At 72.1% G+C, this 17,926-nt stretch carries 12 protein-coding genes and 1 pseudogene; 6 read left to right on the top strand and 7 right to left on the bottom strand.

Features of this window, described 5'->3' with window-relative positions:
* Positions 1-101 precede the first annotated feature (101 nt).
* On the top strand, positions 102-3,476 hold the full coding sequence (locus tag FHS34_RS34175; RefSeq protein ID WP_184972790.1) for a pyruvate carboxylase: 3,375 nt from the start codon (positions 102-104) through the stop codon (positions 3,474-3,476).
* A 245-nt stretch (positions 3,477-3,721) separates the two neighbouring features.
* On the opposite strand, the gene FHS34_RS34170 is transcribed toward FHS34_RS34175, so the two are convergent.
* From FHS34_RS34170 to FHS34_RS34145, 6 genes and pseudogenes are all read right to left on the bottom strand, one after another.
* Positions 3,722-4,708 carry an SMP-30/gluconolactonase/LRE family protein gene (locus FHS34_RS34170; RefSeq protein WP_184972789.1) on the bottom strand — a complete coding sequence of 329 codons (987 nt, stop codon included), beginning with the start codon at positions 4,706-4,708 and terminating at the stop codon, positions 3,722-3,724.
* A 284-nt stretch (positions 4,709-4,992) separates the two neighbouring features.
* Positions 4,993-5,454 (bottom strand): hypothetical protein, encoded by a 462-nt coding sequence (locus FHS34_RS34165; protein WP_184972787.1) that lies wholly within the window; start codon positions 5,452-5,454, stop codon positions 4,993-4,995.
* Positions 5,455-5,547: 93 nt separating this feature from the next.
* On the bottom strand, positions 5,548-6,324 hold the full coding sequence (locus FHS34_RS34160) for a polysaccharide lyase family 7 protein (protein ID WP_184972785.1): 777 nt from the start codon (positions 6,322-6,324) through the stop codon (positions 5,548-5,550).
* Positions 6,325-6,453: 129 nt separating this feature from the next.
* Entirely contained in the window at positions 6,454-7,662 is a 1,209-nt protein-coding gene (locus FHS34_RS34155; protein WP_184972783.1) for a chitinase, read from the bottom strand.
* Between the two features lie 135 nt (positions 7,663-7,797).
* Positions 7,798-9,954 (bottom strand): annotated as a pseudogene (locus tag FHS34_RS34150) (glycoside hydrolase family 31 protein); the annotation flags it as partial.
* A gap of 704 nt (positions 9,955-10,658) precedes the next feature.
* Positions 10,659-10,808 carry a hypothetical protein gene (locus tag FHS34_RS34145; RefSeq protein WP_184972781.1) on the bottom strand — a complete coding sequence of 50 codons (150 nt, stop codon included), beginning with the start codon at positions 10,806-10,808 and terminating at the stop codon, positions 10,659-10,661.
* 339 nt (positions 10,809-11,147) lie between these two features.
* Between FHS34_RS34145 and FHS34_RS34140 the strand changes: the two genes are divergently transcribed.
* From FHS34_RS34140 to FHS34_RS34130, 3 genes are all read left to right on the top strand, one after another.
* On the top strand, positions 11,148-12,230 hold the full coding sequence (locus FHS34_RS34140) for an alpha/beta fold hydrolase (RefSeq protein ID WP_184972779.1): 1,083 nt from the start codon (positions 11,148-11,150) through the stop codon (positions 12,228-12,230).
* 78 nt (positions 12,231-12,308) lie between these two features.
* The gene (locus tag FHS34_RS34135) at positions 12,309-12,503 is read left to right on the top strand and encodes a hypothetical protein (RefSeq protein WP_184972777.1); all 195 of its coding nucleotides are present in this window, start codon (positions 12,309-12,311) and stop codon (positions 12,501-12,503) included.
* 46 nt (positions 12,504-12,549) lie between these two features.
* Positions 12,550-13,104, top strand: coding sequence for a CGNR zinc finger domain-containing protein (locus FHS34_RS34130; protein ID WP_184972775.1), 555 nt, complete (start codon positions 12,550-12,552; stop codon positions 13,102-13,104).
* A 103-nt stretch (positions 13,105-13,207) separates the two neighbouring features.
* Here the strand turns inward: FHS34_RS34130 and FHS34_RS34125 are convergent, their stop codons facing one another.
* Positions 13,208-14,218, bottom strand: coding sequence for a Ppx/GppA family phosphatase (locus tag FHS34_RS34125; protein WP_184972774.1), 1,011 nt, complete (start codon positions 14,216-14,218; stop codon positions 13,208-13,210).
* Positions 14,219-14,786: 568 nt separating this feature from the next.
* Between FHS34_RS34125 and FHS34_RS34120 the strand changes: the two genes are divergently transcribed.
* Together FHS34_RS34120 and FHS34_RS34115 are read left to right on the top strand one after the other, a co-directional pair.
* The gene (locus tag FHS34_RS34120; protein WP_225817377.1) at positions 14,787-16,400 is read left to right on the top strand and encodes a phosphodiester glycosidase family protein; all 1,614 of its coding nucleotides are present in this window, start codon (positions 14,787-14,789) and stop codon (positions 16,398-16,400) included.
* Between the two features lie 186 nt (positions 16,401-16,586).
* Positions 16,587-17,750: an FAD-dependent oxidoreductase gene (locus FHS34_RS34115; protein WP_184972769.1), complete on the top strand. Its 1,164-nt coding sequence runs from the start codon at positions 16,587-16,589 to the stop codon at positions 17,748-17,750.
* Positions 17,751-17,926: the final 176 nt, after the last annotated feature.

The following is a 17,926-nucleotide window of genomic DNA, read 5'->3' as shown; positions in this document are numbered from 1 at the left end:
CATCGACCCGTGCGGGCAGCCCCTAAGGTGTCCGCCAGTACGGCAGGGCGTGGCTGACACCAGGGTGTTCGTCGCCGGCAGGCAGCTGAAGGGAATCCAGAATGTTCCGCAAGGTGCTGGTCGCCAACCGTGGCGAGATCGCGATCCGCGCGTTCCGGGCGGGCTACGAACTCGGCGCGCGCACCGTCGCCGTGTTCCCGCACGAGGACCGCAACTCGCTGCACCGGCTCAAGGCCGACGAGGCGTACGAGATCGGGGAGCCGGGGCACCCGGTGCGGGCCTACCTCTCCGTGGAGGAGATCGTGGGCGCCGCCCGCCGGGCCGGCGCCGACGCCGTGTACCCCGGGTACGGCTTCCTGTCCGAGAACCCCGAACTGGCCCGCGCCTGTGAGGAGGCGGGCATCACCTTCGTCGGCCCCAGCGCGGCCACCCTGGAGCTGACCGGCAACAAGGCCCGCGCGGTCGCCGCGGCCCGCGCCGCGGGCGTCCCCGTCCTCGGCTCCTCCGCACCCTCCACCGACATCGACGAACTGGTGCGCGCCGCCGACGAGATCGGCTTCCCCGTCTTCGTCAAGGCGGTGGCGGGCGGCGGCGGGCGCGGCATGCGCCGGGTGGAGGACCCGGCCCAGCTGCGCGAGTCCATCGAGGCCGCCTCCCGCGAGGCCGCGTCCGCGTTCGGCGACCCGACCGTCTTCCTGGAGAAGGCCGTCGTCGAGCCCCGCCACATCGAGGTGCAGATCCTCGCCGACGGCGAGGGCAACGTCATCCACCTCTTCGAACGTGACTGCTCGGTTCAGCGCCGCCACCAGAAGGTCATCGAGCTGGCCCCGGCCCCGAACCTCGACCCCGAGCTGCGCGACCGGATCTGTGAGGACGCCGTCCGCTTCGCCCGCGAGATCGGCTACCGCAACGCCGGCACCGTCGAGTTCCTCCTCGACCGCGCCGGCAACCACGTGTTCATCGAGATGAACCCGCGCATCCAGGTCGAGCACACGGTGACCGAGGAGGTCACCGACGTCGACCTGGTCCAGGCCCAGATGCGCATCGCCTCCGGCCAGACCCTCGCCGACCTCGGCCTCGCCCAGGACACGGTCACCCTGCGCGGCGCCGCCCTCCAGTGCCGTATCACCACCGAGGACCCCGCCAACGGCTTCCGCCCGGACACCGGCCGCATCAGCGCCTACCGCTCCCCGGGCGGCTCCGGCATCCGGCTCGACGGCGGCACCACCCACGCCGGTACGGAGATCAGCGCCCACTTCGACTCCATGCTGGTCAAGCTCACCTGCCGGGGCCGTGACTTCCACGCCGCCATCGGCCGGGCCCGGCGCGCGGTCGCCGAGTTCCGCATCCGCGGCGTGGCCACCAACATCCCGTTCCTGCAGGCGGTCCTGGACGACCCCGACTTCCAGGCGGGCCGGGTCACCACCTCCTTCATCGAGCAGCGGCCGCACCTGCTGACCGCCCGCCACTCCGCCGACCGCGGCACCAAGCTGCTCACCTACCTCGCCGACGTCACCGTCAACAAGCCGCACGGCGAACGGCCCGGCCTGCTCGACCCGCTGACCAAGCTGCCCCCGCTGCCCGCCGGCGCGCCGCCCGCCGGGTCCCGCCAGCGCCTCGTGGACCTCGGCCCCGAGGGCTTCGCCCGGCACCTGCGCGAGTCGCCCACCATCGGTGTCACCGACACCACCTTCCGCGACGCCCACCAGTCCCTGCTCGCCACCCGGGTGCGCACCAAGGACCTGCTCGCCGTCGCCCCGGTCGTCGCCCGCACCCTGCCGCAGCTGCTCTCGCTGGAGTGCTGGGGCGGCGCCACCTACGACGTCGCGCTGCGCTTCCTCGCCGAGGACCCCTGGGAGCGGCTGGCCGCCCTGCGCGAGGCGGTGCCGAACATCTGCCTGCAGATGCTGCTGCGCGGCCGCAACACCGTCGGCTACACGCCGTACCCGACCGAGGTGACCGACGCCTTCGTGCAGGAGGCCGCCGCCACCGGCATCGACATCTTCCGCATCTTCGACGCCCTCAACGACGTCGGCCAGATGCGCCCCGCCATCGAGGCCGTACGGGAGACGGGCACGGCGATCGCCGAGGTCGCGCTCTGCTACACCGCCGACCTGGGCGACCCCGCCGAGCGGCTCTACACCCTCGACTACTACCTGCGCCTGGCCGAGCAGATCGTGGACGCCGGCGCGCACGTCCTCGCGATCAAGGACATGGCCGGCCTGCTGCGCGCGCCGGCCGCCGCAAAGCTGGTCTCGGCGCTGCGCCGCGAGTTCGACCTGCCCGTGCATCTGCACACGCACGACACGGCGGGCGGCCAGCTGGCCACCTATCTGGCCGCGATCCAGGCGGGTGCCGACGCGGTCGACGGCGCGGTGGCCTCCATGGCCGGCACGACCTCGCAGCCGTCGCTGTCCGCGATCGTCGCGGCGACCGACCACTCCGACCGGCCCACCGGACTCGACCTCCAGGCCGTCGGCGACCTCGAGCCGTACTGGGAGGGCGTGCGGAGGATCTACGCCCCGTTCGAGGCGGGCCTCGCCTCGCCGACCGGCCGCGTCTACCACCACGAGATCCCCGGCGGCCAGCTGTCCAACCTGCGCACCCAGGCCGTCGCCCTCGGCCTCGGCGACCGCTTCGAGGACATCGAGGCGATGTACGCCGCCGCGGACCGCATCCTCGGCCGCCTGGTCAAGGTCACCCCGTCCTCGAAGGTGGTCGGCGACCTCGCCCTGCACCTGGTGGGCGCCGGTGTCTCCCCGGACGCCTTCGAGTCCACCCCCGACAAGTACGACATCCCCGACTCGGTGATCGGCTTCCTGCGCGGTGAGCTGGGCACCCCGCCCGGCGGCTGGCCGGAGCCGTTCCGTACCAAGGCGCTGCAGGGCCGGGCCGCGCCCAAGCCCGTCCCCGAACTGTCCGCGGAGGACCGCGACGGCCTGACCAAGGACCGCCGGGCCACGCTCAACCGGCTGCTGTTCCCCGGCCCCACCCGGGAGTTCGACACGCACCGGCAGAACTTCGGCGACACCAGCGTGCTCGACAGCAAGGCCTTCTTCTACGGTCTGCGTCCCGGCAAGGAGTACGCCGTCGACCTGGACCCCGGTGTCCGGCTGCTGATCGAGCTCCAGGCGATCGGCGAGGCCGACGAGCGGGGTATGCGCACCGTGATGTCCACGCTCAACGGGCAGCTGCGGCCCATTCAGGTCCGTGACCGGGCCGCCGCCACCGACGTCCCGGTCACGGAGAAGGCCGACCGTGCCAACCCCGGCCATGTCGCCGCACCCTTCGCCGGTGTGGTGACCCTGGCCGTCACCGAAGGAGACGAGGTGGCCGCCGGGGCCACGATCGCCACCATCGAGGCGATGAAGATGGAGGCCACGATCACGGCCCCGAAGGCGGGCCGCGTCTCCCGGCTGGCCATCAACCGCATCCAGCAGGTGGAGGGCGGCGACCTCCTGGCGGAACTGGCCTGACGGTGACGGCCGCCCGGGGGCGGCGCCCGCCTGACGGTGATGCTTGCCCGAGGGCGGTGCCTGCCTGACGGCGGTGTCCGCCTGACGGCGGCGTGTGCCTGGTGGTGGCGCACGTGCCGTGCCGCCGTGGTGGTGGCTGCCGGTGGCAGCGTCCGTCCGGTGGGTGGTGTGTGGGCTCGCCGTCGGCCGGGAGGGACGGCCGGCGGCGAGCGGCGTTCGGGCTGCCGGTGCGGCCCGGGGTCGCGCTACCCGCGGCCGATGAGGTGGCGCAGGTGGGCGAGGAGGAGACTCGGGTTGCGCCGGGTGGACAGGTCGGCGCTCGGCAGGTAGACGGTCCGGCCGCGGACGGCCACGGAGGTCGGCTCGGACAGGCCGTCCGCCGCGGTGAGCAGGCTCGCGACGGTTCCGTCCGGACGCACCAGCACGACCTCGCTGCCGGACTTCAGCGCGACCAGCACGCTTTTGTCGTGCCCGGGGAAGGCGAAGTCGTCGACACCGGTGAGCCCGTCACCGCGGGTCTCCACGGGGCCGGCGGAGCCGTCCTGGACGACGGGCACGCGCAGCAGCGTGCCCCGGTCGGTGTTGGACACCCACACGGCGTTCCGGTGGACCTTGACGCCGTTGGCCCCGAAGCCGGAGGCCGGCGGCGCCGGGAGCGGAGCGAACGCCGGGCCCGTCGCCCACGCGGTGGCCGTGCCGCCCGCCCGCGGGACGCGCCAGATGGTGCCGCGGACCGAGTCGGCGGCGTAGAGCACGTCCCGGCGCTCGTCGAGGGCCAGGCCGTTGGGGAAGCCGTCCGGCGGCAGCTCGGCGATCTGTACCGGTGCGCTGCCGGAGGAGACGCGCCAGACGCCGGTCGCGCTGGTGCCGGTGGCGTAGTTGACGTACAGCGTGCCGTCGTGGGCCCGGGCGATGCCGGTCACGACGGCGCTGCGCACGAGGGGGGTGTCCGGGTTCGCCACCTCGGGCAGTTTCGCGCGGGGCGTGGTGGTCCCGTCGAGGGCGACGTGGGCGACCGTGCGGGCGTAGGCGAAGGTGAGGTCGGCGGAGCCGTCGGGTTCGAGCGTGATGTTCTCGGGTGTCTGACCGGTGGCCGGGTCGAAGTGGGCGATGACACGCGCGTCGGTGACGAGCGGTTCGTCGTCGGCGGCGGGCGCGGCGGGCGCCGCCGCGACGAGGCCGAGCGTGAGGGCGGCTGTGGCGGCGCCGGTCAGCCGGGGAAGACGGGGCATGTGACCTCATTTCGGTCGGCGCGCGAGGCGCCGGCGTGCGGGGTCACACCAACATGAGGGGGGACGGGTCGCCGGTGGCGGGAGCCGGGGCCGCGGGATCGCCCGCGCGGACCACCCTGACGGGCCGTACGGCCGTGGCGTCCGGCCGCGACGCCGCTCTCAAGGCCTGAGGGCCCGGCTGTCGGCCCCGGCCCAAAACCCGGCTCGTCAGCCGCTGCCGAAAACCCGCCCCGCCGGTCCCGGCGCTCCGCCGAGCCCAGAACCCCGTCAGTCCCAGAACCCCGTCAGTCCCAGAGCGGGTAGCTCATGACCTGCTTGAAGCCGTCCGGACGGGAGTCCGAGTAGGTGAGGGTCATGAGGGTGTAGCGCTGGACCCCCGGGTGCTTCTTCCACGGCTTCGTGCCGTCCAGCCGGACGGTCACCGGGTACGAGTGGAACCTGCCGGCCGCGCAGTACGGCTTGCAGTCGTTGACCACGTTCACGCCCACGGCGGTCGCCTTGGTCGGGCTCCACTGCTCCCAGTGGAGCCCGGTGAGGCGGCTGTTGCCGTCGCCGCAGGCCAGCAGGAAGTCGATCGGGCGCACGGTGCGCTGCCACACGCAGTCGACCAGGACGGGCTGCGCCACGGCGGTCCGGGGAGGCGTCGTGGCGGCGGTCGGCGGACTTGCCGTCGCCGTGGTCATCGCCGCTGTCAGCAGGGCCCCCGCAGAGAGGGTGACCGCTGTTCCCACCACTGTCCCGCGCATGGCCGCTCCCACCGTCGTGCTGTGTCCGACCGCGTTCAACCGACGCTACGACCGTCCCGCCGTTCGCACCAGTCGCGCAGGTCGGGCCGTGTGTCAGCCGTGGGAGACGGTCAGCCCGTAGAAGGCCACACGGGCGCCCTGGGTGGTGCTGTCCGAGGAGGACTGGTTGTAGGAGCCGGCCTTGAAGTACTGCTTGTAGGGCTTGAAGGACGACGGGATGGCGTAGTGGGTGGTGGTGCCGTTCACCGTCAGGTCGACGGTGTTCCCGCCGGAGACGGCGATGGTGTAGCTCCAGGTCTTGCCGACGGACACGTGGCCCAGGGGATGCTGGGTCTGGCCGCCGGACGGCGAGTCCTCGGTGCCGAGGACTATGTCGCCGTTCGAGCGGTAGTACAGCTCCACCAGCGGCTTGGTGGAGGAGCCGCCGGAGCCGAGGTGGATCTGGCCGACGCAGACGTTCTTCGTCACGGACACCACGCGCAGGGTCGCGTTCATCCGGTGCCTGCCGCTCAACGGCCAGTCGGCGGCGGAGCCGTCGCGGTTCATCTCGCGCAGCTCGGAGCGGGCGTAGTTCGAGTTGGGCGTGGTGACGCCCTTCTCGGGTGCCCAGAAGGTCATCGCGCCGTCGCGGCCGTCGGTGTAGAAGTACGCGTCCTGGTAGCCGTTCGCGCCCTGGAGCCGGGACGACGGGATGGTGGTGGGCTTGCCGGGGGAGCCGACGGGCTCCTGGAGTTGCCAGACCGACAGGTCGAAGTTGCCGCCCGGGGCGACATGCGGGTCCGCCGCGTCGGCGCCGCCGGTGCCGAGGGCGGTGAGGGCGAGGGCGAGACCCGCGGTGGTCGTCGCCGCGAGCAGCCGTGAGCGCGTCATGCGGGGGTCCCTTCGTCGGACCAGGATGCGTTCAGCATGATGAACGCTGAACGCATCCGTGGTCGCCGGTGACCCGAGAAGTTAAAGGTCTGAACCTGACACGTCAAGAGGCGCGGTGGCTCCGCGGCGTCAGCAGGCGCCCTCGTCCTGCCACGGCCCCCACTGCGAGGCGCCCGGCGCCTCGTTCTGGGTCCACCACTTGGCCTTCCAGTTGTGCTTGTTGTAGGAGACCTCGCTGCCGCCCGTGTACGCCGTCGCCGCACTCCAGGCCGTCTTGCAGACGGTGGGGGTGGGTGTCGGCGTCGGGGTGGGCGTGGCGTTGGGCGGGGTGACCCCGGCGAACTTCACCGAATACTTGGCGAAGTCCCAGGAGTTCTGGGCCACGCTGGAGCAGGTGCCGGAGGTGCGGCCGCCGTTGTCGGCCGGGGTGCACTGCCGGTCGCGGTTCAGCGACCAGAACGTGAACCGGTCCATGTGGTGGCTCGTCGCGAAGTCCAGCACGGTCTGGAAGTCGGCCTGGGTGAAGTACTCGCCCGTGTCGCTGCGGCCGTTCATGCCCGAGAAGCCCTCGTGGGCGTAGGCGGTGGCCTCGTCCCAGCCGAAGGTGGAACGGAGGATCGAGTTGAAGTTGGTGAGCGCGCTGGTCTGGCTCGCGGCCCCGTTGAAACCGCCGTCGAACGGCATGATGGAGAAGTTGTTCGGGGTGAACCCCTGCGACTTGGCCTCCAGCAGCATCTGCTTCCCGAACCAGCCGGTGCCGTCCGCCGTGCCGGCCGTGGTCACGGACACGTAGAGCCCCGGGTTGTTCTGCTGCAGGATCTTCGCCGCGCCGATCTCGTTCCTGATGGCCGCGCTGTTCTCGTACTCCGGCTCCTCCAGGTCGAAGTCGATGGCGTGCAGCCCGTACTTGGTGATGACCTGCTGATAGGCCGCCGCGGTGGAGGCCGGATCGGCGCAGGCCTGGCCGAGCTTCGTGCCGCCGTAGCCGCCGATGGAGATCGAGACGTCACCGCCCTTGGCCCGGATGGTGTCGATCACCGACCGTACGGCGGTGTCCGAGGAGACCGGTGCCGTGCCGCCCCAGGTCGGCGTGCAGCCACCGCCGTCGGGGGCCAGGACGAAGGCCAGCTGGAACGCCTTCAGGCCGGTGGCGTCCATGATGGCGGCCGGGTCCGGCGGCTCGTTGTCCAGCGGCATCAGGTACGGGGCGGCGGCGTACCAGCGGTTGCCGAGCGCGGCGGTCGCGCCCGAGGCGTTGCCCGCGACCAGCGCGGTGGTGCCGGCCGCGGCGAGGGTGACGACCGCGGCCGCGCCCAGACATGCCCGAAGACGTCTCATGTGTGCCTCCAGAGGGTGGGGACCCCACAGCGGGGAGCCCCACCCTCCGGGAGCTGTTGCGGTCACGTCAATAAGTTGGACTAGACCAACTCGCTCTTTGGACTAGACCATACGATTCCTTTACCTCTTGTCGACCAGGCGCACGGTGAACCCGCGGTCGAGCGGCAGGCGCGGTGTGCTGATGGTCGTGACGTGCCGGGTGGCGTCGTAGGACCAGGCGCTCAAGGGGAGTTGGCGCCCGTCGAGCAGCACCCGTGCGGGTGTCGTGTCGCCATGCACGGTGAACCGGTACGTCCGCGCGTCCACCTTGCCGGTGTAGCCGCCCCGGCTCGCGCCGACCGTCACGGTCGTGCCCCGGGTGTCGCCGCGCACCGACACCCGCTGGGTGGCCGCCGCGCCCTTGGTGAAGTCACGGGTCACGCCGTCGTCCTCGTAGAGCGTGTAGTGGCTGGTGCCGTGCGCGGCCGGGTACAGGTCCCAGTCCAGCTCGTGCCGGTCGCGGGTCTGCCAACTCGTCGTGCCCTTCGGCCACATGGGGACGACCGCCCCCTCGCGCACGAACAGCGGCAGGGTGTCCAGCGGGGCGTGGTAGCCGTTCAGTGTCGTCGGGCCCTCGTAGGTGCGGCCGGTCCAGTAGTCGGTCCAGGTGCCCTTCGGCAGGTAGATGCCGTCACGGGTGTCGGAGTCCTCGTAGACCGGCGCCACGAGGAAGTCCGGGCCGGACAGGAACTCGTACGTGGCCTGTGCCCCGAGCGTGCCGGGGTCGTCGGGGTACTCCAGCCACAGCGGACGCACCGCGCCCACGCCCGTCCTGGCCGCCTGGGCGGACAGGGTGTACATGTACGGCAGCAGCCGCTCCTTCAGCTGCAGGTACGTGCGGTTGATCGAGGTGTACGGCTCCCCGTCCAGCCAGGGCTGCTGATCGGCCGGCTTGCCGGTGGTGATGTCGCTCGCCCAGCCGTCCATGGTCATGATGGCCGGCAGGAACGCCTTCCACTGCAGGTCGCGGGCGTACATCTTGGCGTCGTGGCGGTAGATGCTCCCCACGTCACCGGTGTTGTAGGCGATACCGGACATCGTCGCTCCGGCGTACGTCGGGATCTGCCAGCGGATGTAGTCCCAGGACAGCTTCTGGTCGCCGCTCCACAGCACCCCGCAGCGCTGGGCGCCCGCCCAGGACACCGGCAGCCACACGAAACCGCGCGCGTCGCTGTTGTCCTCGATGCCCTTCTTCGCCGCGTCGCAGGCGTCCAGCGCGAACTTGTAGCCGTTGCCGACCCAGGCGACGTCCAGCTTGGCCACTCGCTGACCCGCCTTGACCTGGTCGGCGAGCTTGTCGATGCCGTCCTGGGTCCACAGGCCGAGCTGGGCGTTGTGGTCCGCGAGGCCCTTGGCGGTCTGCTCCAGGTTCTCGTACCCGCAGCCGTACCCGTCGTTGACGAGCATCCAGCCGAGCGGCATCTGGTGCTCGGTGTAGCCGTCGGCGATCTTCAGTGCGTCGAGGGTGTGGCGTTCGCCCCGGTTGGCGTTGTGCAGATAGCAGTCGGAGTCACCGGGTTCGAGGCCGTACACCGGTGGCATGAAGGGCTTGCCCGTCAACGCCGTGTACTTGCCGATGACCTGCTTGGCATCACCGAGGAAGTAGTAGGCGTCCAGGCGCCGTTCCTGCTGACCGGTGGTGACCGGCGAGCCGAAGGTGTACACGCCCGGGGCGAAGGTGTTGCGGAAGACGCCGTAGCCCGCGCTGGAGAGGTAGAACGGCTGGGAGTTGTTGTAGCCGCCCTCGTTCCAGTCGAAGCTGTTGGCCACGTACATCGTGCGCCCGCGGTGCGAGAAGCTGCCGTTCTGCTCGCCGCCGCCGAAGAACTGCTCGTCCGCGCCGCGCGCGAGGCTCTGCCGCATCCCGCCGGTCGACCAGCGCAGCGGCTTGTCCTCCTGCCAGATCCGGGTGCGGTTGTCGGGCTTGTACAGCCCGAACCGCAGCGGCTTCTTGTACACGCGCAGCACGGCCTCCGGGGAGCGGATGCCGTAGTAGTCGCCGGCGTCGAAGGAGGAGGTGTGCCGCTGGAGGGGCGGCTGCTTCCGCACGATGGCGTCACCGGCCGGGTCGCTCAGCGAGCCGGACGGATCGGCTTGTATCCGCAGCTGACCGTTCGACAGGAAGTCGGTTCGAGCGGCGAGTTGTCCCGCCCGCACGGTGTAGCTGCCGTCGCCGCCCGAGAAGGCGGTGAGGTCGCCGGCGTCCGTGGTCGCGGGAAGGTAGGCGGTGCCGGTGAAGGAGTTGTCGTGCACGTCGTACGGCACCACCACCACGTGGTACGCCCCCGACGCCCGCGGGATCACCGTGGCCTCGGGGTCGGCGGTGCCCGCGCTGGACGCCACCTGCTTGCCGTGGTCGTCGTAGACGTACAGGTCGAAGTCGTCGGAGGGGTGCTCCCACTTGATCGACAGCGGGATGCCGCCCTCGGGATTGTCGTCCCAGTAGCCGTCCGGCACCGAGACGGTCAGGTCGAAGCGGTCGCAGACCTTGCCGTCGGGGTCGTCGGCCGCGGCGGGGCACTTCTCGGGGCCGCCGCCGGTGCCCTTGGCGTAGACCGGGCTCTGCCAGCTGACGCTGCTGTGAGCGGCGTCCAGGACGGCGCCGGCCGTGGTCGCGGCGGCCTGGGCCGGGGCCGGGGCGGCCAGCGCGGTCCCGGCCAGGACGCTCGCCAGCCCCAGCGGTATCCAGGCCGGCCACGGCACACGGTGTCGGATTCTTCGCACGGCGGAACAGCTCCCCTCGCACCTTTGCGGATTGACTGCCCTTGCTGGAAATGCTCGTACGCGCTTGAAATAAGCAAGAATCGAGCAACTTCACGCATGAGCCTCGGTGTTGGCGCGGGGACATGTCAAGAGCGCGGACGTCCCGGCACCGCCCGCACGGCCCTCGGATGCGCGGGGCTCGGGAGGAGGGGGAGGGCGTGGCGGCCGTGGTCCGCCCACGGTGGAACGCGGCCTCAGCGGGGTGCGGGTCCGGACGAGGGGCGGGGCAGCGGAAGAGCGAGGAGGTCCACGCCGTGCGGCGGCCCGCTGAGCTCGCCGACCTTCACCCAGCCCCGCCGCAGGTGCAGGTCGTGCGCCAGGGCCTCGGCAGAGGCGGCGAGCACGGCGAAGCGCGCGGTGGGCGGGGGCGGATTGTCGCGGCGGGCTCCTGGCCGCGCGTCCGCAGGTTGCCCACCGGCCTGCGCCACAGGCGGTGGGCCGGCTCCACCGGGTGCGGGCGGGTGGCGAACCCCACGAACACCGGGGCGGTCGGCGGTGCATTCGCGCATCCCGCACCCGTCACCTTTTCGATGGGTGACTCGATCGCAGTCAGGTCAGTACTAGTTGTCATCATGCGGCGAGGACTTCGCTTGCCGTTGATTCGTCACCGTCTTGACTGGTGACGCGACCCCTGCGACAGTTGTCGCGCAGGCAGTTCGTGGTGACGACTCGTGGGGGCTCACATGATCGGCAGGCGTACCTTCGGCAAGGCGCTCGGCACGGGCGCGGCGGCCGTCTCGCTGGGCGGTCCGCGGGCGGTTCCGTCCGCCTCCGCCTCCGCCTCCGCCGCCGCGGGACACGGAACCGCGACGCACGGAACCGCGGGGCCCGCCGTCCGCACGGCCGGATCCGGCGCGCGCACCTCGTTTCCGCACCTGAAGCAGATCAGAGCCGGCCTGCTCGACGTCGGCTACGCCGAACTCGGCCCGGCCCGCGGCCCCGCCGTCATCTGCCTGCACGGCTGGCCCTACGACATCCACAGCTACGTCGACGTCGCCCCGCCGCTGGCCGAGCGGGGCTACCGGGTGATCGTCCCGTACCTGCGCGGCCACGGCACCACGCGGTTCCTCTCCGGCCGGACGTTCCGCAACGCCCAGCAGTCGGCCATCGCCGTCGACATCGTCGCCCTGATGGACGCGCTGAAGATCGAGAAGGCCGTGCTCGCCGGTTTCGACTGGGGCTCGCGCACCGCCGACATCATCGCCGCGCTCTGGCCCGAACGCTGCAAGGCCCTCGTGTCGGTGAGCGGATACCTCGTCACCGACCTCCGGGCCAACCTGAAGCCCTTGGCGCCCGCGGCCGAGCACGCCTGGTGGTACCAGTACTACTTCGCCACCGAGCGGGGCCGGCTCGCCATGGAGGACCGGACCCTCAGGCGCGACCTCACCCGGCTCGTCTGGGAGACGGTCTCCCCGACCTGGGACTTCGACGACGCCACGTTCGAGCGCACCGCGGCGGCCTTCGACAACCCCGACTACGCGGCCGTCGTCATCCACAACTACCGCTGGCGGCTGAGCCTGGCCGAGGGGGAGCGCCGTTACGACGGACTCGAGAAGCGGCTCGCCGGCCGCCCGGTCATCGGGGTGCCCACCATCACCCTGGACGCCGAGCGGGATCCCTTCACCGCTCCGGGCGGCGGCGCGTCCTACCGGGACAGGTTCACGGGCGCGTACGAGCACCGGGCCCTGGCGGGGATCGGCCACAACCTGCCCCAGGAGGCGCCCACCGCCTTCGCCCAGGCCGTCGTCGACGTGGACCGCTTCTGACGCCGACCCGCCCCCGCTCACCTTCTCGACAAGTGACACACCCGCCCGATTCCCGAAGAGACCGAACGGAGTCCGATCATGGAGAACCCGCACCACGCCGACGGCGCCGCGGCGGTACGCCGAGCCCGGTTCAGCACGTTGCCCGAGCGCATCCGCTACGAGGACATGACCGAGGTGAAGACGGTCGCACCGCACGATCCGGCCCGGTACGCCCACGACCCGGAGAGGTCCTGGACGTCCTTCTCCTGCCTCGCCGTCGATCTGGGCCTGTGAGCCGGAGACCTTGCCCGACGTCGCAGTCACCGGCCAGAATGGTGATGTGAACCTGGACCATGTCTTCGTGTGCGGAAACCCGGCACTCGACTTCGCCGCGACACTGCGAGCACGCCGCACCGCGCGCTTCGAGATGTTCGGGACGCCGGACAGGCTGACCGCATGGTACGTGGAATCCGGCCTCGTCGACGCCGTCTCGCCCGGCCAGGAGGCCGATGTGGAGCAGGCGAAGGCCGTCCGGGAGGCCGTCTACCGGTTGGTCACCGCGCGCCGGCTCGGCGAGGACTACGACGGGGCGGCGCTGACCGTCGTGAACAACGCGGCACGCACCCCGCCCGCCGTGTCACAGCTCACCCCTGCGGGACGATGGACCCAGGCGACGCCGGAGGAAGCCCTCTCCGTCGTGGCGCGCCATGCCATCGAGCTCCTGAGCGGACCGGAGGTGCCCCTGCTCAAGGAGTGCGGCAACCCCGAATGCACCCGCACCTACATCGACCGCTCCCGGGGCATGCGCCGTCACTGGTGCGGAATGGAGTCCTGCGGCAACAGGATCAAGGCAGCCGCGTACCGCGCCCGCAAGAAGACCACGCCCACGGACTGAGGAGCGCCACGGCCCGGACCACATGCCCTGGGTGCCCTGATCGGCTCGTCGCAACTCCCCGCCGGGTGCGGGGAGTTGCGACGTGACCGGCCACTGCTCCCGGTCACACCGGCGGAATCGCGATGCGCAGGGGTGCCGTGGCGGACGGCGCCACGGTGGTGTCGGCGGTGCCGGTGGCGTCCGTCCACCAGTCGGCGCCGTCCTCGACGTACCGCAGCAGCACGCCCTCGCGGATCGCCCAGGGGCAGACGACGGCCCGGGGCAGGCCCATCAGCTTCAGTGCCGTGTGCCCGACGACCGCTCCGGCCAGGCTCTGGGCGGCGCGCGGGGCGGAGATCCCGGGCAGCTGGGCCCGCTCGGCGGCGGGCAGCGCGGCGAGGGAGTGCACCGCCGCCTTCAGGTCCCCGCAGACCAGTTCCCGCTCCACGAACGGGCCGTACCGCCCCGGCACCGCCCCGCACAGCCGGGCCAGCTGCTGGAACGTACGCGAGGTGACGGCGGCGGTACGGGGACGCTCCCAGCGGATCCGCGAGGCCACGTCCCGCAGTTCATGACGGATCCGGCGGCGCAGCTCCTTCAGCTCGCCCGGCCCGGGCGGGTCCTGGACTCCCAGGTGCTCCCGGGTCAGCCGGTTCGCACCCAGCGGCAGGGACGCGGCGAAATCGGGCAGCCGGCCCCGTCCGAAAGCCACCTCCAGTGAGCCGCCGCCGATGTCCAGCAGCGCGAGCGGGCCCGCCTTCCAGCCCAGCCAGCGGCGGGCCGCAAGGAAGGTCAGCTCGGCCTCCGTCTCACCGGGCAGGGTGCACATGCGGATTCCCGTCCCGGACGCCACCCGCTGCAGCACGTCATGGCGGTTCGGGGCGTTGCGGACCACCGCGGTCGCGAAGGCCAGCGGGCCCCCCGCGTGCCACCTCCGCGCCGTGGCGCCCGCCGCGCCCACCGCCTTGACCAGTCGCTCCACCGCCTCGTCGGCGATGGTGCCGTCCGGACCGACCTGTTCGGACAGGCGCAGCTTCCACTTGACCGTGTGCACCGGCAGCGGAACGCCACCCTCCACATCCGCGATAACCAACCGGACCGTGTTCGACCCCGCATCCACCACACTCACCCGCATGGCCGGGACGTACCCACTTCACCGGTGACAACGCTTCGCACGGGGGGCGTGTCGGCGCACAGCGCAACCGGCGCGTGCCTCGGCGACGGCTCGTGCGACGGCCCCGCGCCGAGCGGTGGTGGCCGGCGCACGGTGCCGGGGATCCACGAGACCGGCCCGCACGACAGTGTGCGCGCCGCCGACCGCCCGCGCGGCCGGCGGACGGCCCGGTTTCCCCGGCGCCCCCTGCGCGCCGCCGTTCGCGTGTGTTCCGGCGTGTCCGGCGCGGGATTCCTCCCCATTCGGCGAAAATAGTCACCCGGTCGGCCGCGTGCGTTGTCGACGGCGCGGGAAGAAATCGTTCGATCCCCCTTCGGCGCTGTCGAGTTCATATGCCTGTCGTGATTACTTCGGCTCACGAGACGGTGGTCGTCACCTACGGCCGGTGAAGTAGACGACAGCTGCCGAGGTGCGTTGTCGCGCCAGACCATTCGTGAGGTGCATGCGCATGCGTCAAACCCATGTCCAGGGTGTTGCACAAAACACCACTCGTGTCCGCGCGCGGCTCGCGACAACCGTCGTGCTCGCCGTGACGGCACCGTTCCTCCTCCTCTTCAGCGCGGCGGAGGCGGGTTCGGAACCCGCCTCGAACACCGCGCACACCGCCCACGCCGCCCACACCGCGCAGCTCGTGCGTACCGCGCAGAGCACGACGACCGCCCGGTGGACATCGAGGACGCTCGCTCCCGGCGTCACGGTCCGCACCGGCGTCATCCTGCACCCCGGCACGAAACACTCCTGGACGGTCACCGTCCAGGCCCCGGCCAAGTCCCGGTGGGACTCGAACGACCCGGACTCGCCCATGGCCTGGGCCGAGGTCGGCACCCGCACATGGGCCGACGACACGGCGCGCAAGCTGACCGCGGCCGGCCTGCGGCCCCGGACCGAGAGCGTCCAGTGGCCCCGCTACGCCGACACCCCGCACGGGCTGATGGGATACCGCGTCCGCACCGGCCGTTTCGCCACCCAGGCGGAGGCGAAGAAGGCCGCGTCGGCCGTCGTCAGGGCCGGGTTCCACGCGACGCTCTCCTGGACCGGATACGACGTCCAGGAGCCGGCCGACCGGGAGAACATCCACGTGGCGGTCATCGACCCGAAGACCCTGAAGGGCAGGGTCGAAGCCACGCACGACGGCAACGTGGCCCAGCGCGAGACCACCTCCGCGGTGGCCCGGAAGATGAAGTCGCTGGTCGGGGTCAACGGTGGCTTCTTCGTGATGACGGCCCGCGACGGCGTGCCGGGCACCATGGCCGGCATCGGCGCCTACCGGGGCGAACTGGAGTCGATGGCGGCGGGCTCCCGCTCCGCGCTGATCATCGAGGACGGGGGCCGCGGCTACCGCATGGCGGACCTCACGACCACCGTCACCGCCCGGTCGGGCACGGCCGCCTACCGCATCCAGGGCATCAACCGGGTGCCCGGCACGGTCCGGAACTGCGGTCGTCCCGGCACCACGCCCAGCGAACTGCCCTGGCAGGACGTGACCTGCCAACTCGCCAACGACATGGTCCAGTTCACGCCCGCCTTCCGGGCCGCCCTGCCCACCGGAGCCGGCGTGCAGGTCGTGCTGAACGCATCCGGCACCGTCGTGTCCGTCGGCGCGCGCGGCGGTCACGTACCCAGCGGCGGACACGTGCTGCAGGGCATCGGACGGGCGGCCGACTGGCTGAAGACGCATGCCAAGCCGCACAGCCGCGTCCGGGTCGACGAGGTCATCCGGACGGCGGAGGGCGAGCGCGTCGTGCTCGGCGCGGGCGACTCGATCGTCAGCGCGGCCCCGACCCTGGTGAAGGACGGCAGCATCGACATCGACGCCGCCGCCGAGGGCTTCGTCGACCCCCCGTACACCTCCTTCGGATATGCGTGGGCCAGCGTCCGTCAGCCGCGCACCCTCGCGGGCATCGACAAGCTGGGCCGGCTGCTCCTGGTCACGGTGGACGGGCGACTGACGAACGGCAGCGAAGGGTTCACCGTCTACGAGTCCGCCGCCTTCATGAAGTCGCTCGGCGCCGTGCAGGCGATCAACCTCGACGGCGGCGGCTCCACCGCGATGACCGTCAACGGCAAGCTGGTCAACCATCCGTCCGACGCCGCCGGCGAACGCACGGTCGGAGACACCGTCCAGATCCTGCCGAAGCGCTGACGACCCCTCGGGGCCACTACCCTCCGCGCGTCCGCCACCGCCCACCGGCGGTGCCCGGGCCCGGTCCCCCGCCCGCCGGCCGTGTCCGGATCTCGGCCCCGCACGCCCCGGCGCGGCCCCCGCTGCCCTTAGATGGTCGCCACCACTGCCGGCGCGCGGAGGCGGCAGGCGACCGGAGCGGATGCGATGAGGGTACTGGTGATCGGCGGTGGCATCGCGGGGACCGCGACCGCCCTGGGGCTGCACAAGGCCGGCTTCGACGTCTCCGTGTTCGAGGCCCACCCGGACACGGCCGAGGACCTCGGCGCCTTCCTGACCCTGGCGAGCAACGGCATGCGCGCGCTCGCCGAACTGGACGCCACCGAAGCCGTCACGGCCGTCGGTTTTCCGCTGACTTCACTGCGGCTGCTGGACGGCCGGGGGACCGAGGTGACGCACGTACCGATGGGCGAGACGGACGACCCCGCCCTGCGCTACCGCTGTCTGCGCCGGGGCGAGCTGAACGCGGCCCTGCAGGACGAGGCGGTCGGGCGCGGCATCCGGCTGCGCCACGGCGCCAGGCTGGTGTCCGTGGCGGACGGCCCCGACGGTGTGACCGCCCGCTTCGCCGACGGCACCACGGCCACCGGAGACCTGCTCCTCGGAGCCGACGGACTGAACTCCACCGTACGCCGGCTGCTCACGCCCGGCGTACGGCCCGTGTACGCCGGCCAGCGCGTCTACTACGGCTACGCCGGCACGCCCGCACCCGGCCCGGACGGCGCCATCACCATGGTGCGGGGCAGCGGGACCGCCTTCGGGTACGCGGTGTCCCCGGCGGGGGAGACGTACTGGTTCGCCCGCGCCGGCGGCGAGCCGCTGCCCGCCGGGGCGCCCCCGGCGCCGCCCGACGTGCTGCGCGAGCAACTTCTCCCGCTGCTGCGCGAGGACGCCACGCCCGCCGCCGGGCTGGTCGACGGCTCCGCCGACGCGATCATGGTCACCAACGCCACGGAGCTGCCGCTCGGCACGCCCTGGCACACCGGACGTGTCCTGCTCGTCGGCGACTCGGCCCACGCGGCCTCCCCGGCCACCGGCCAGGGTGCCTCGATGGCCCTGGAGGACGCCGTCGTCCTGGCCAAGGCACTGCGCGACCTGCCCGCGCCGGAGGCCGCGTTCGCCGAGTACGAGCGGCACCGGCGGCCGCGCGCGGAGCACAACATCACGGTCAGCGGCGGCCTGTCCCGCGGCACCCGCACACCGTCCGGCCCGGCCCCCGTCATGGCCCGTCCCACCGGGCCGGACGAGCGGCTCCTCGGCCAACTGGCCTGGGACACCCCCCTGAGCGCCGTGCCGTCCGAGCCGCACTGACCCGGAAGGAGTGCCCGCTCCGGTCGAACCCTGCGCGCATCGAACCCTGCGCGAACGTGGTCGCACGGTCGGGAATGCACGCGCGAAAGTGCAAGAAGCGGCGTACGGGAATCCATTGCCGGGGCGACGCCGGGGGCCGGATCGTTCCGTGCAACCGGACCTTCGGCAACTAGGAG

It is taken from the genome of Streptomyces echinatus, from assembly GCF_014203595.1.
In the GTDB taxonomy this organism is placed as follows: domain Bacteria; phylum Actinomycetota; class Actinomycetes; order Streptomycetales; family Streptomycetaceae; genus Streptomyces; species Streptomyces echinatus.
Note: the sequence above shows the minus strand (reverse complement) of the source record. Positions and strands in the feature narration are given on the sequence as shown.